The organism is Niveibacterium sp. (assembly GCF_041909475.1).
Taxonomy (GTDB): Bacteria; Pseudomonadota; Gammaproteobacteria; order Burkholderiales; family Rhodocyclaceae; genus Niveibacterium.
In genome coordinates this window covers 1-14,616 of sequence record NZ_JAYRDJ010000032.1, presented here as the reverse complement: position 1 = coordinate 14,616, position 14,616 = coordinate 1, and the positions used below count along the sequence as shown (strand labels likewise).

Genomic DNA, 14,616 nt, shown 5'->3' with positions numbered 1-14,616 from the left:
AGGCCTTACAGGTCGGCTTCGACCAGATTGCCCTTGGCTTCCATCCAGGCGCGACGGCCGGACGCCTCGCCCTTGCCCATCAGCAGGTCGAACAGCTCGGTGGTCTCGCCCAGCGCGATATCGTCCATCGTTACCGGCAGCACGCGGCGGGTCGCCGGGTCCATTGCGGTTTCCTTCAGCTGCTCGGGGTTCATCTCGCCGAGGCCCTTGAAGCGGCCGATTTCCAGTTGTTCAGGCTTGACGCCCTCCTTCGCGAGGCGATCGCGTACCGCGGCCAGTTCGCGCTCGTCAAGGCAGTACAGCCGCCGCGCCGGGCGCTTCTTGCCGGAAGCCGGCACGTCCACCCGGTACAGCGGCGGCAGCGCGATCCACACATGCCCGCTGGCGACCAGACGCGGGAAGTGGCGCAGGAACAACGTCAGCAGCAGAGTCTGGATATGAGAACCGTCGACGTCCGCGTCGGCCATGATCACGACCTTGCCGTAGCGCAGGTTGGCGAGCACGGTGTCCGGCGCTTCCGGCGTATGCGGATCCACGCCCAGGGCCACCGCGATGTCGTGGATTTCGTTGTTCGCGAACAGCCGGTTGGGGTCGATCTCCCACGAGTTCTGCACCTTGCCGCGCAGCGGCAGGATCGCCTGCGTCTCGCGGCTGCGCGCAAGCTTGGCGGAGCCGCCGGCTGAGTCGCCCTCGACGAGGTACAGCTCGTTGTCGTTGATGTCCTCGCTCTCGCAGTCGGAGAGCTTGCCCGGCAGCACCGCGACGCCGGAGGTCTTCTTCTTCTCGACCTTCTGCGCGTCCTTCAGGCGGCTCTGCGCCTGCTTGATCGCGAGTTCGGCAATCGCCTTGCCCTGCTCCACGTTCTGGTTCAGCCAGGCTTCGAACAGCGGCATCACCATCGTGGACACCAGCTTCACCGCTTCGCGCGAGTTGAGCTTCTCCTTCACCTGGCCCTGGAACTGCGGGTCGAGCAGGCGAGCGGAGAGCAGGAAGCTCATCTTGCCGCACACGTCATCCTGCTGCAGCTTCACGCCGCGCGGCAGCAATGCATGGTGATCGACGAAGGACTTCACCGCCTCGAACACGCCGCCACGCAGGCCGGATTCATGCGTACCGCCATTCACCGTGGGGATCAGGTTCACATAGCTTTCACTGCCGACGAAGCCGTCGAACCACGCGAAGGCCCAAGCTGCGCCTTCGCCCGGCGCGAAATCCTCGTCCTGGCCGGCGTACTTCTCGGTCGCGAACACCGGCACCAGCGGATCGACGCCGCCGGCCATCTCGCGCAGGTAACCGGTGAGGCCGTCGGCGTAACGCCATTCGGTCTTCACGAAGCTGCCGTCGGCCTGCTCCACTTCCAGCGTCACCGTCACGCCGGGCAGCAGCACGGCCTTCGAGCGCAGCAGGCGCTCGATTTCGGCCAGTGACGCGCGCGGCGCGTCGAAGTACTTCGGGTCCGGCCACACATGCACCCGCGTGCCGGTCTGCTTGCCGCAGGGGCCAGTCTCGACCAGTTCGCTGATCGCGCGGCCGCCATCGGCGAACTCGACGTGCCAGGCCTTGCCCTCACGCCGCACATCCACCGCCACCTTCAGCGACAGCGCAGTCGTCACCGCCACGCCCACGCCGTGCAGGCCACCCGAGAAAGCGTAGGCCGAGGCGCCGGAGGTCTTGTCGAACTTGCCGCCGGCGTGCAGCACCGTATAGGCCAGCACCACCACCGGCACGCCCTCGACCGGGTGCAGGCCAACCGGAATGCCGCGGCCGTCGTCGGTCACCGCCACCGAGCCGTCGCGGAACATCGCGACATGGATGCGCTTGGCGAAGCCCGCCAGCGCTTCGTCCGCGGCGTTGTCGATCACCTCCTGGATGATGTGCGCCGGCGAATCGGTGCGGGTGTACATGCCGGGGCGCGAGCGAACCGGCTCAAGCCCTTTGAGGACGCGGAAGGAGGATTCGTTGTAGGTCATGCGGGAACGGCCTGATGCGGAAACTGGCGTGGATGGTAGCAAATGCGCGACACCAAACCGCCCCTTCAGCTGCCGACCGCGCCCGCCGGCGCAAAACCGATCGCGGCGTCGGTGAGCCTTGCGCGTACGCCAACCAGGCCGGCCGACAGCAAACGCTGCTGCGCCGCCAGATCCTGCGCTTCGGCCCAAACCAGGGCCGCCTCGTCGCCAAGCGTTGCCGCCCGATCCGACGGCCGCCAGAAGATGTGCCGCAGCGAGCCATCGGCCTGCACACCAAGCCAGATGAGCGCAAAGCCGCGCTCGACCACCGCCTGGCGTGACGCATGGTTCGCCGGCGCAGCGCGCACCAGCAGATCGGGTTTGCCCAGTGCCGCTGCGCGCGCGATGCGAGCTTCGATCAAGGTGCCGTGCAATCCAAGGCGACGGTGTTCGGGCAAGACCATTGCCGCCGAAAGCAGCGCCACGCTCGCAGCGCGGCCAGGCGGCCAACCGAGGTCGTTCGCGTAGTTACCGACATCGCCTTCGCGCGGCAGTGTCAGCGCGCCGTAGGCCACCAGTGTGTCGCCAAGAAAAACGCCCAGGCTCTCGCCACGCTCGCCAAAGTGTTTATTGAAGAACGTATCGGCACCACCCGCCAAGCGGAACATTGAGGCGTCGGGCATTGCCGCCATCACCGCTGCGTATAGCTGCATCAACGCTGGCAGATCGGCCGGACAAAGGCTTCGCTGGTGGCAGTCATCGGCGGGCGCAGTGCGGTTCATCGTGTCGGTTCCGCGGCGGGTTTGGCTGGCGCGGAAAAGTCCGCATCCAGCATTTCAGCGTAGTTGAACATCGCCAGGGGTGGCAGCAGACCGAGCCGGCGCGCGACTGGCAGCCGGATCTGCAGCGAGAAGCGCGTCAGCGTCTCGACCGGAATGCGGCTCGGCGGCTGCTTGTTGACCAGGATCTGCTCGGCCTTGTAGCCGGCGAACTGGCCCACGGTGTAGTAGCGGCTCACCAGCCCGGCCAGCGCCCCCGCCGCCATCAACGGTTCGGTCGACGCGAAGGCCGGCAGGCCCGCCTGCAGAGCCGCCGGCACCACGAGACCTTTCGCCTGCGTGCTGAGGAAAGAGTCGGGCGGCAGATACAGCCATTCGGCACCGGCGCGCCGGAGTTCGCGGATCAAGCCGGCGACACCCTCGGGCGTGGGCTTGCCCGCCGCGTCGGTCGCGAACGCGCGTGCTTGCACCGTAAAGCCGCGCCGTCGCCCCTCGGCCCGCAAGTCGTCGAGCACCGCAAGCGCATTCGGTTCGTTGGATGAGTACAGCACGCCAACGCAGCGGAATGCCTTGTAGGCCGACATCACCTGCATCTGCGTGGCGACGCTGGCAACATGACTGACGCCAGTAACGTTGCGCCGCGATGACGGCATGCTCGGCACGATGCGCGCGCTCACCGGCGCAGCAACAAGGCTGAACACCACGGGGATGTCGGTGATGTAACGCGCCGGATCGGCCTGATCCCACGGGCCCGCGATACCGAGCGTGACGCCCGAACCCCAGGTGTAGACGAGGTCTGGCCGCACGCGGCGGATCTCCTCGACCACCGCGGGTAGGCGAGCAGTGTCGAGCGCGATGTCGCGATAGGTGATCTCAACCGGAATGCCGCGTTCGGCAAAGTAGTCGGCGAAGCCGCGTTCCACCTCGGTTACGCCGCGGTAAGTCACCGCGTAAATGCGAAAAGGGCGAGCCGCCAGCGCCGGCGACAGCCACGCCACAAGGCATATCAACACCACCATCGAGCGCGCCTTCATGCGCGCACCGCCACAACTTGCGCGCCGCGCAGGGTGCCAGCCAGCAGCAGGAACAGAAAGCCGCAAGCGAGCACCAGCGCGGCGATCAGCGCAAAAGCGCCGGCATGACCGAAGCTCGCCACCAGCATCCCCGCAAGGAGCGGGCCGCTGGCATTGCCCAGGCGCTCGATCAGACGGTACGCACCGAACAGTGCGGCGCTGCCGTGCTCACGAATCTCTTCGGCGCAAGCCAGCGACAGCAGGCTGCTCTGCGCCGCAATCGATAGCCCCTGGCCCAAGCCCAGTAATGCCATCGCCACGAAAACAGGCGCCACGCCGCTCCACAGCAACAGCCCGAAGCCGCCGAGCGCCGAGACACACAGCCCGCCCCCAACCAACAGGGCTTGCGGCACACCACGTTCGGCCAGATGCGCGGCCCACGGCAGGACCAACACCAGCACCGCTGCGTAGACCATCAACGCCCGACCGGCCGCGGCGGTCGGTGCGCCGAGCGACACGACGTAGATCGGCACCAGGTAGAAACAGAAGCTGGCGAGGATCAGCTTGGCCGGCACTGCGGCCAACACGGTGATGTGCAAAAAACGCCGCTCGCCGAGCACACGCACAACGTCACGCCAGCTCAAACGCGGGCTCGCGATGACCGCCCCGCTCGCATCGCGCGGCAGCAAGCGCACCGCCAGCGCCGCGGCAAGCGCCACCGCCGCAGCCGCTGCGAAGCCTGCCCGCGCGCCGACATGGTCCGCGAGAATGCCGCCAAGCGGCGGGCCGCACACGGCCGCGACCATGATGGCGCCAACGAACAACGCAAAACCACGCGTACGCTCGGCCTGCGTGGTGTGTGCGATCACAAAGCCCTGCGCCGCGACGAAGACCGTGGCATAGCCCAGGCCACACAGCGCGCGCCAGGCAATGAACGCATGAAAGCCCTGCGCGAGCGCGGCGCCAGCAAGGCCCACCACACCGATCAGCGCCCCCCACTGCATCGCACGGCGCAGGCCAACGCGTTCACCCCAGCTCGCCAGCGGCGCCTGACCAAGCGCAACGACGAGCATGAACACTGTGATCGGCACGCCCACCGCCACCTCGGTCGACGTGTTGGCGCCGACACCCAGCAAAGCCCGCGCAAAGCCCGGCACGAAGGCGCGCGTCAATTCCTCGGCGAGCATGAAAAGGAATAGCGGCACCCGCATGCGCGCAAGCACGGCGCCGCCGGCGGGGGCGGCGCCGAGGCGCGGATCGGTCGCCGTGATGAACTGCAACAGTTCGCGCGTGAGGAACACCGCAACGACGAAAACCACCGCCAGATCGAGCAGGACTTCGAACAGGATGCTGCGCAGATAGGCTGCACTGACACCCACTTCGACGCTGCCGAGCGGGTGCGCTGCATCGCCGATCGGCACACGTACCCCCGCCTCCGGCGTGCGCTCACCTACGGCAAAGCGCGGCACACCGTGCGCATCGAGAATCGCAAGCCTTGCCAGCTCGGGGTGCTGCCGCCGCACATCGGCCAGATGGGCTTCCACGCCAACGAGCTCCGGCATCTCAACGCCGTAGCGGATTGCGGTACCGACCAGCTCGCCAACCGAGCGTGCAACTACCGCCGCCTTGCGCGCGAGTTCCGGCTGCAGGTTGGCGTCGAACGCTCGCTGGGTCGCCCACGAAACGCCACCCAGCCCCACGACCGCCACGAGCAGGATCGCGCCCGCCAGACGGGCCTGCAGCGGCGCGGCGTGTCCTTGCGTGCCGTCGTCGCGCGCCAGTGCGCCATGCCTTGCGCTCGACGTGCGCAGCACACCCCACACCGCCAGCATCGCGAGCAAGGCGGACCCCGCACCGCCGACGAGCGCGATCCACAGCAGCGCAGTGCGCATGCGCAGCAGCGCTTGTTGCTGATCGGCAATCGTATAGCTGACGGCAACGCTGCCCTGCGGCACATCGAAACTGTTGCGCAAGCTGAGGCCTTGCACCGCAAAGCCCGTTGCCGCGAGGTGCCAGACCTCGCGCGCGTCGCCGGCCGCAGCCAGCCAGGTCGACGGCACGGTCGTACCGACCGCCCTCGCATCAGTGCTGAAACGCACGCGACCCGCGGTATCGAAGATGGAGATTGCCTGGATTGCAGCGTCGGCCTGCCGTTCGCGCGCCAGCAGATCGGGCACTGCCGCGGCGCTGGCCAGCGGCAGGCCGAGGGCGAGCGAGGCCTGGACCCCCTCCCGCACCGCCGACGCTGGCACGGCCATGCGCGAGCGTGCGGCCGACTCCAATGCGGACTGGAACTTGAAGTAGTTGAGGAAGGCGCTCATGCCCACGCCAAACAGCACCACCAGCACCACCAGCACCGCAACCGCAAACAGGCGGGCCAGCGGTGCAGCGGCAGACTCGGCGATTTCGGTGGGCGACCGCTTCGCGTGCATCGAACGCACTCCCGGCGCAGGTTTGAACTATCGTAGCACCCGTGCCGCCAACCACCGGAAGCCGCAACGCGCGATGGACGACCAGAAAACCGTGCTGCTCACGCCCGCAGCCCTCGCCGCCGAACGCAACCGTGCGGCCGCGAGGCTGAACGCCGCGTCGGACGACTCGACCGTCGTGCTGCCAGCCAATGCAGCCGCCGCGGCAATGCAGGCGGTGGCAGGGCCTGTGCCGATCGCGTTGCCGGCGGGTTACCGGCTGCACGAGTACCGCATCGACGCAGTGCTCGGCCAAGGTGGCTTCGGCATTACCTACCTCGCGACCGATGTAAATCTGCATGCATCGGTGGCGATCAAGGAATACCTGCCAGCCCAGTTCGCGCAGCGCGCGCGCGACAGCACGGTGCGGCCGCGCCGCATCGACAATGTGCGCACGCTGCTCGACGGCCTCGACCAATTCCTCGTCGAAGCCCGCACGCTGGCAACCTTTCGCCACCCGAACATCGTGCGCGTAGCGCGCTTCTTCGAAGCCAACCGCACCGCCTACATGGTGCTCGACTACGAGCGCGGCAAATCCCTCACCGATTGGTGGCAGGGCCGCGGCCGCGCGGCACCCGCGCTGAGCCGCCTGCTCGGTGCGCGCAAAGGCGGCCACGGCGGCGAGGCCGGTGCGCCGCCGGTGTCGGAACCCGATCTGCTGCTGCTGCTCGCACCGCTGCTCGATGGCCTCGCGCTGGTGCACCGAACCGGCGTGCTGCACCGTGACATCAAGCCGGACAACATCAGCGTGCGCGACGAAGATGGCAGCCTCGTGCTGCTGGACTTCGGCGCTGCGCGCCCCGCCAATGGTGGTGCCGCCGATGCCCCGGCGATCCTGACGCCGGGCTATGCGCCGATCGAGCAATACCTCGGCGATCACCAGGGGCCGTGGACCGACCTCTACGCCCTCGCCGCAACGCTGTACTGGATGGTGAGTGGCCAGCGTCCGCGCGAGGCGCCGGATCGCCAGGCCGCGCCGCAGGCTGACGTGAGCGCCGAGGCCGCAGGCACAGGCCGCTACAGCGCGGCCTTCCTGCGCGCGATCGACTGGGCACTGCAGCCGCGACCCGAAGACCGCCCGCAGAGTGTCGAGGAATTCCGCCGCGCGCTGTTCGCCGCCCACGCAGCGAGCCTCGGCCTGCAAGAAGCACTCGCCGCTGGCGGCGATGCCACGCGCCCGCAAGACCGCAAACGCGAGCGCATCGGTCGTCGCCTGTGGCATCCAGGTGCTTGGCCGCTGGCGCTGAAGATGAGCCTCGCGCTGGTGTTTGCCGCGCTGGTGCCAATGAGCATCACCGGCTACCACAACTACACCGGCAGCATGGATGCCCTCGCCCAGGCCGAGCGCCGCAGCCTCGAACACCTCGCGCTGAGCACCGCCGGCCGCTTGTCGCAACTGATCGAAGACAGCCGCCGCGTGACCGCCTTCATCGCCAATGACGACGACGTCATCGCGACCCTGCAGAACCCCGGTCCCGCCGCACTGGAGCGTATCCGCACCCGGCTCGCCGCACTCGTCGCCACCAACCCCGACGTGCATCTGCTAACGCTGATGGATGCGCGCGGCACCGCGCTGATTTCCACCGCGCCCGAAGTCGTCGGCGGCAACTATGCCTTCCGCGAGTATTTCAAGACGGCGATGTCGGGGCGGCCGAACGTGACGAGCCTGATCGTCGGCGCGGTCGCCGGGCGCTCCGGCGCCTACCTTGCACATCCGGTACGCGATGGCGGCGGCCGCGTAATCGGCGTGATCGTGCTGCGCATCCGCGCCGAGACGATCGGTGCGATCGTGGACACCGCGCACAGTGCCAGCCGTAACGCCTTCCTGATCGACGGCGACGGCGTGCTGATCCATCACCGTGATCCGGGCCTGATCTTCCGTAGCCTCGATGCGCTATCGCCGACCACCCAGAAGGCCATCGCCGCCGACCAGCGTTTCCGCCGCCAGCACGTCGACAGCCTCGGCATGCCCGCGCTCGCTCGCGCGATGGTCGGCGCCCAGCGTGAGGGCAACATCGACTACGCATCCAGCATCTCGAAGACGGCGGAGGTCGCGGGCTACGCGCCGGTGGCGGGGCACAATTGGGTTGTCGGGGTAACCGAAACGCATGACAGTTTCGAGGCCCCGTTGCGGCGCATGTTCGACCAGGTGCTCTACAGCCTGGCGCTCGTCGGCGTCGTGTTCGTGCTGCTGGCGCTGCTCTTCGCGCGCAGCATCGTGCGCCCGCTGCATCGCCTGATCGAAGCAACCGACGCGCTGAAACGCGGTGACTATGACGGCGCCCATGTGCGCGTTAGCTCATGCGACGAAATCGGCTCGCTCGGCCGCACCTTCAACGTGATGATCGACGTACTGCGCCAGCGCGAACGCGAGCGCGGCCTGCGTCGCGCGGCAGCTGGCAACGGCGACTGACAAGGGCGAAACACGCCAGCACACCGCGGCGGGCGGGCCTATGCTGAGAGCAGCGATTCACTCATGGGAGTCATCATGTCTGCTCGATCGATCTGCCTGCTTGCGCTGTGTGCCACATCGGCCCTCCCCGCCATTGCCGCCGACATGCCGCAACGCAAGGAGGGGCTGTGGGAAATCAAGGCTGAAAGCGATGCCCGTAATCGCGACATGCCACCGATGAAGCAATGCATCGACGCAAAGACCGACGCGGAACTGCAAAAGCACGCGATGCGCGGCGAAGGGGGCCCGGGGCGCCAGGAATGCGCGAAGCAGTCATTCAAGAAAACCGCCACCGGCTGGGAAGCCGATTCAGTATGCAAACACGGTGGTACAACGGCCACCACGCATGCGGTGATGAGCGGCGACTTCAGCAACGCCTACACGATCGACTCGCAGACCCACTTCGAGCCGCCGATGAACGGCACTGCCGACGCACGGCATAAGGTCAGCGTGCGCTGGCTCGGCGCCTGCCCGGCCGGCTGGAAAGGCGGTGACATCGAAGTCAACGGCCACCGTTTCAACACCCTCGAAATGCAGAAGATGCAGGCGGGCATGCCGCAAGGCGGCAAGATGACACCCGAGCAGATGAAACAGATGATGGAAGCGATGAAGAAACAGCAAACGAAGTGAATGCTGCGAAGCCCGGTCGCTCGGGCTACCAGCCATGAGCGGCCTCACGACCGCGCGGCTGTCGCTTCGGGCGCAGTGGCCGTAGCCGCCATCGTACGGACGCATGTAGATCGACCATTGCGGTGATCAGTGTCGGCGCTGCTTACAGGCAATCAGAATCTGCTGGAGGCGATTCAGGCAAGTCACTGATTTGCAAACGTCATTTGCTGATGGCCCGATTTTTGCTGCGGTGACAACGTGCAACACAGCACGACCATCATCCACCTGGCATTTTCGACCATGACCATCCGATCCTTCTCCGCAGCAATTGCCGCTGGCGCCTGCCTGTTCGGCCTTAGCCAGGCTGCCTCCGCGGCCATCATCACCGTTCCGCAGTCATCGCTGATTGCTTCGACCAACTATTACACCGACACCATCGGCGGTGGCATCGGCAACATCTCGGTAACGACAGGTGGCGGCAACGCCGCAAACGCCGGAAACGTTACGGGCCGCAATGACGACGGCTTCCGTGGCCCGATCAGCCTTGGTTTCTCGATCACCTTCTTTGGTCAGACCTACGATTCGCTGTACATCAACAACAACGGGAACGTGAGCTTCGGTCACGGCATCTCGGCCTATGTGCCGGAAGGCCCCACCGGGGCAAACGCCCCTGTGATCTCGCCGTTCTTTGGTGACGTCGATACGCGCGGCGCAGCCAGCGGCGTAGTGCACTACCGTCAAGACATCGCCAACGAGTTCATCGTTACGTGGGACAACGTCGGCTACTACTCGTCGCACACCGACCAGCTGAACAGCTTCCAGCTCGTTCTGCGCGGCAGCGACTACGACCTGCCAGTTGGTGAGGGCACGATCGGCTTCTTCTACAAGGGCATGGGTTGGGAGCGCACCGACACGAGCACGGTCGCGGCAATCGGCTTTGGCGACGGCCTCGGCAACGCTGTTGTGCTGGAGGGTTCGACCCAGGCAGGCCTCAAGTCTGTCGTCCAGAACCACCACATCTGGTTCGACCCGCTGCTGCGTCCGGTAGATCCGCATGATGTGCCGGAACCCGCGTCGCTGGCCCTGGTTGGCGTCGGCCTCGCCGCGCTGGGCGCAGCAAGACGTCGCCGCGCCTGAAGCAAAGCAGGTCGACGCGAAAACGGCGGGAGAAATCCCGCCGTTTTTTGTTGGCTAGAGCCCCAACAGGCGACGGTGCAACTTGACCACCGCCTTGCGCACCGGCGCCGGACTGCCTGCTGCGACGCACGGGCGGTGCAGATCGCCGGGGTAGAAGATCGCGAACTGCCCCGGTGCGAGATCGACGAACCACTCGTGGCGCGGTGTCGGGTAGAAGCCGATGTCGCGCGCCTCGAACATCTCCTGCACCGGCACGAGCGCCGGGTCGGGCGGCGCAATGCCGAAACGTTCCCGGCCACTCAACACCAGCTGAATATCCGCATGATCCCGGTGCGCTTCGGGCCGGGTGCCGGCCTCGGCTTGTGTCGTGATCTGCTGGATCAGCAGGAACATCCCCTCCTCGTCGAGCGGATAGCGGCCAGGCTCCAACGCGTCGAGATCCCGCCTCTCCAGGGCCTCAAGCGCGCGAACAATGGCTGGAGGTAGCACGGCGGCGCGCTTGCGCCAGGATGAGAGATCGGAGAGGAACATCGCAGCAGCCATCATCAGGGGGAGCGCACATTGTGCCGCGCCAGCCGGTGCGAAGCGAGCACAGCCGCCCTGCCATGAATCATGGGGCAGGTCCACGCGCGCTGCGACATATTTGCGCTAGCGTCGCGTGTTCGCCACGCCACGCTCGCGAGGCCAGCGGTTTCGCGATAATGCTGAAAAATCCGGATTGCATTGAACCCTGAATCACGGTTGGAACAGTATGACGAACGCGGCGCAAGGCCCTGGTTCGCCCCGGCGCAAACGCAGGGGCCTCATCCTCAAAGGGATCGCAGGCGTTGTGGTTTTGGGTGCTGCCGCCGTCGGCGGCCTCGCCTGGTATGAGGCGAGCACCTCGTATTTCCAGTCTCGCTACCTCACCGAGTGGGGGCAGCGCATGTCGTTCAAGGTGGCACCAGGCAAGAGCGACGCGATCCGCTTCCCTGCCAACGGGCCCTTCGACCAACGCCTCGGCTACAGCGCACTGCCACAGCTGGTGCCGCGCCTGACCGCGCGCGGCTACGTGGTCACCGAGCAGGCGCGGATTTCGGCCGACATGGCGCGCGCAGTGGATGCCGGCCTGTTCGCGCCCTACCGCGAGAAGTCGCAGGGCGGCCTCTCGATCGCAGATTGCAACGATCAGGCGCTCTTCACCTCTCGCTTCCCGGAACGTGTCTATGACCGTTTCGAGTCGGTGCCGGATCTGCTGGTGCGCAGTCTGCTGTACATCGAGAACCGCGAGCTGCTGAGCCCCGAGCACGTTACGAAGAACCCCGCGATCGAGTGGGATCGCTTCCTGAAAGCCGCCGCCGACCAGCTGATCCGCAAGATCGACGCGGATCACGATGCACACGGCGGCAGCACCCTTGCGACACAGATCGAGAAGTACCGCCATTCGCCCGAAGGGCGCACGAGCTCTCCGCGCGAGAAGCTGCAGCAGATGGCGTCGGCGTCGCTGCGCGCCTACCTGCAGGGCGAGGACACCACGGCAGTGCGGCGCCAGCTCGCGCTCGACTACCTCAACACCGTGCCGCTGGCTGCGAAGCCGGGCTACGGCGAGGTGATCGGCATCGGTGACGGCCTAGCTGCGTGGTACGGGCGCGATTTCGGCGAAGTCAACACGCTGCTGCGCGACCCGAGCGCGAATCCTGCGCAACGCGGGCTGGCCTACAAGCAGGCCTTGTCGCTGATGATTTCGCAACGCCGCCCGAGCGGTTTCCTCGCTGACCAGAAGGCGCTCGAATCGCTGACCAACGCGCACCTGCGGCTGCTGACGAGCGAGGGCATCATCCCCGCCGCACTGCGCGACGCGGCACTGGCGCAGCCATTGCGCCTGCAACGCAGCGCGCAAAGCGTCGCAACCCATTCGCTGGGCGGGCGCAAGGCGGCCGTGGTGACACGCACGCAACTTTCCGGCCTGCTCGGCGTGCCGCGGCTTTACGACCTCGATCACATGGACATGAGCGCCACCAGTTCGCTCGACACCGGCTTGCAGCGCAAGGTGACCGAGACGCTGCGAGCGATCTCGAACCCGGACGCTGCCAAAGAGGTCGGGCTCGTCGGCGAGCGCATGCTGGGCGGCGGTGATCCGTCCAAGGTGATATACAGCTTCACGCTGTTCGAGCGCGCCAACGGCGCCAACCTCGTGCGCGTTCAGACCGACAACTTCGATCAGCCCTTCGACATCAACGAAGGCACCAAGCTCGACCTCGGCTCAACCGCCAAGCTGCGCACGCTGGTGAGCTATCTGGAGATCATCGCGCGGCTGCACGACCGACTGGAACCACTTGAACGCGAAGCACTGCTGAAGACGCCGGTTGCGCAGCAGGACCACCTGACCCAATGGGCCGTCAGCTACCTCGCCGACGCCAAGGACCGCAGTCTCGAAGCGATGCTGCAGGCCGCGATGGAGCGCAAGTATTCGGCCAGCCCGGCCGAGAGCTTTTTCACCGGTGGCGGCCTGCTGACCTTCGAGAACTTCGACAAGCGCGACAACGACCGCATCGTGACGGTGCGCGAATCGCTGCAGCGCTCGATCAACCTCGCCTTCATCCGGATCATGCGCGACATCGTGCGGCACACGATGTTCAACATGCCCAGTTCCAGCGCGACGCTGCTCGACGACCACAAGGATCCGAAACGGCAGGAATACCTCGCGCGCTTCGCCGACCGCGAAGGCAAGGAATTCATCCTGCGCTTCTACAAGAAGTACCAGGGCAAGAGCGGCAGCGAGGCGCTGGAAAGCCTGATCGAAGGCATTCACCCGACGCCGAAGCGGCTGACGACGATCTTCCGCTCACTCGATCCGGCTGCCGATGCCTCGCAGCTCGGCGCCTTCCTTGAACAGAACCTGCCCAATGCATCGGTCGAGTCGTCGAGCATCGAACGGCTTTACGAGGCCTACTCGCCCGATCGCTACGACCTCGCCGATCGCGGCTACCTCGCCGGGGTGCACCCGCTTGAACTGTGGCTGGTCGGCTACCTGCGTACGCATCCGAAGGCAACGCTGTCGCAGGTGATCGCCGACAGCGCCGACGAGCGCCAGAACGTCTATCGCTGGCTGTTCAAGACGCGCTTCAAGAGCGCACAGGATGTGCGCATCAAGCAGCTCGTTGAAGTCGAAGCCTTCCTCGAAATCCACAAGATGTGGAAGCGGCTCGGCTACCCGTTCGACACGCTGGTGCCCTCTTACGCCACCGCGCTTGGCAGCTCGGCCGACCGCCCCGCCGCGCTGGCCGAACTGGTTGGCGTGCTGCTCAACGATGGCATACGGCTACCCACCGTGCGCCTCGATCAGATGCAGTTCGCCAAGGGCACGCCCTACGAAACCCGGCTGGCCTATGTGCCGCCCAAGGGCGAGCGGGTGTTGCCGAGCGAAGTCGCGCGCGTGGCACGTGAAACGATGGCGCTGGTAGTCGAGAACGGCACGGCGAAGCGGCTCAGCGGCGTGTTCAAGCGCCCAGACGGCACGCCGATCACGGTGGGTGGCAAGACCGGCACCGGCGACCACCGTTTCGAGGTGTATGGCAAGGGTGGCGTGCTGATCTCGGAGCGCGTCGTAAGCCGCTCCGGCACGCTGGTGTTCTACATCGGTGAGCGCCATTTCGGCACCGTCACCGCCTACGTCAAAGGGCCGGAGGCCGCCAACTACAGCTTCACCAGCTCGCTCCCCGCGCAACTGTTGAAGGTACTGGCGCCGCAATTGATCGGCGAAATCAACCGCAGCGAGAACATCGGCACCAGCAGCTGCAAGCCGGCGCCCGTAGCGGCACCGGTGAGCACTGACGCGGCGCCCGCGGAAACAAAAACGGCCGGTTGAACCGGCCGTTTTTCGCTGCGTGGCGCGATCGATTGATCGCCCTCAGTCGATCGCTCTCAGTTGATCGCAATCGATTGCAGGTTCAATCCCCCGCTGACGACTTCGAGCCTCACCAGCACCAGGCCAGCGGGAACCGCCAGCGTCAGCGGCGTGCTCTGCGCCAGCGTGCCGCCGGTCGCCAACACGACCTGCCCTTTCTTCACACCGTTGATCCACACATTGATCGTCGCGCCGGTGTAGGACACGCCGAAGACGCTGAGCGTGCCGCTGAACGCCTTCGCCGTGTGTGCCGGCAAGGCGACCCATTCACCCTCATCGTTGCCGCCGAGGCATGGCATGGCGTCACAGGTGGTCACATAGTC

At 66.3% G+C, this 14,616-nt stretch carries 9 protein-coding genes and 1 pseudogene; 4 read left to right on the top strand and 6 right to left on the bottom strand.

The window, feature by feature from the left end:
* Positions 1–5: 5 nt before the first annotated feature.
* The 4 genes from ACE3P0_RS17205 to ACE3P0_RS17190 form a co-directional block, all read right to left on the bottom strand.
* Positions 6–1,970, bottom strand: coding sequence for a DNA topoisomerase IV subunit B (locus ACE3P0_RS17205; RefSeq protein WP_374403965.1), 1,965 nt, complete (start codon positions 1,968–1,970; stop codon positions 6–8).
* 65 nt (positions 1,971–2,035) lie between these two features.
* Positions 2,036–2,731 (bottom strand): hypothetical protein, encoded by a 696-nt coding sequence (locus ACE3P0_RS17200; protein WP_374403964.1) that lies wholly within the window; start codon positions 2,729–2,731, stop codon positions 2,036–2,038.
* Positions 2,728–3,762 carry an ABC transporter substrate-binding protein gene (locus ACE3P0_RS17195; protein WP_374403963.1) on the bottom strand — a complete coding sequence of 345 codons (1,035 nt, stop codon included), beginning with the start codon at positions 3,760–3,762 and terminating at the stop codon, positions 2,728–2,730. The genes ACE3P0_RS17200 and ACE3P0_RS17195 overlap by 4 nt, the downstream gene beginning before the upstream one ends.
* Positions 3,759–6,173: an MFS transporter gene (locus ACE3P0_RS17190; protein ID WP_374403962.1), complete on the bottom strand. Its 2,415-nt coding sequence runs from the start codon at positions 6,171–6,173 to the stop codon at positions 3,759–3,761. The genes ACE3P0_RS17195 and ACE3P0_RS17190 overlap by 4 nt, the downstream gene beginning before the upstream one ends.
* A 22-nt stretch (positions 6,174–6,195) precedes the next feature.
* On the opposite strand from ACE3P0_RS17190, the gene ACE3P0_RS17185 reads away from it, so the two are divergent.
* The 3 genes from ACE3P0_RS17185 (at position 6,196) to ACE3P0_RS17175 (ending at position 10,407) form a co-directional block, all read left to right on the top strand.
* Complete coding sequence (locus tag ACE3P0_RS17185; RefSeq protein ID WP_374403961.1) at positions 6,196–8,622, top strand: cache domain-containing protein; 2,427 nt, start codon at positions 6,196–6,198, stop codon at positions 8,620–8,622.
* A 75-nt stretch (positions 8,623–8,697) separates the two neighbouring features.
* A complete protein-coding gene (locus ACE3P0_RS17180; protein WP_374403959.1) occupies positions 8,698–9,291 on the top strand; it encodes a DUF3617 domain-containing protein in 594 nt (197 codons plus the stop codon).
* A 279-nt stretch (positions 9,292–9,570) separates the two neighbouring features.
* Positions 9,571–10,407, top strand: coding sequence for a nidogen-like domain-containing protein (locus tag ACE3P0_RS17175; protein WP_374403958.1), 837 nt, complete (start codon positions 9,571–9,573; stop codon positions 10,405–10,407).
* Positions 10,408–10,461: 54 nt separating this feature from the next.
* On the opposite strand, the gene ACE3P0_RS17170 is transcribed toward ACE3P0_RS17175, so the two are convergent.
* Positions 10,462–10,938 (bottom strand): YhcH/YjgK/YiaL family protein, encoded by a 477-nt coding sequence (locus ACE3P0_RS17170; protein ID WP_374403957.1) that lies wholly within the window; start codon positions 10,936–10,938, stop codon positions 10,462–10,464.
* Between the two features lie 298 nt (positions 10,939–11,236).
* Between ACE3P0_RS17170 and ACE3P0_RS17165 the strand changes: the two genes are divergently transcribed.
* Positions 11,237–14,254: a transglycosylase domain-containing protein gene (locus ACE3P0_RS17165; protein WP_374403955.1), complete on the top strand. Its 3,018-nt coding sequence runs from the start codon at positions 11,237–11,239 to the stop codon at positions 14,252–14,254.
* A gap of 56 nt (positions 14,255–14,310) precedes the next feature.
* On the opposite strand, the pseudogene ACE3P0_RS17160 reads toward ACE3P0_RS17165, so the two are convergent.
* Positions 14,311–14,616, bottom strand: a pseudogene (locus ACE3P0_RS17160) (hypothetical protein); the annotation flags it as partial.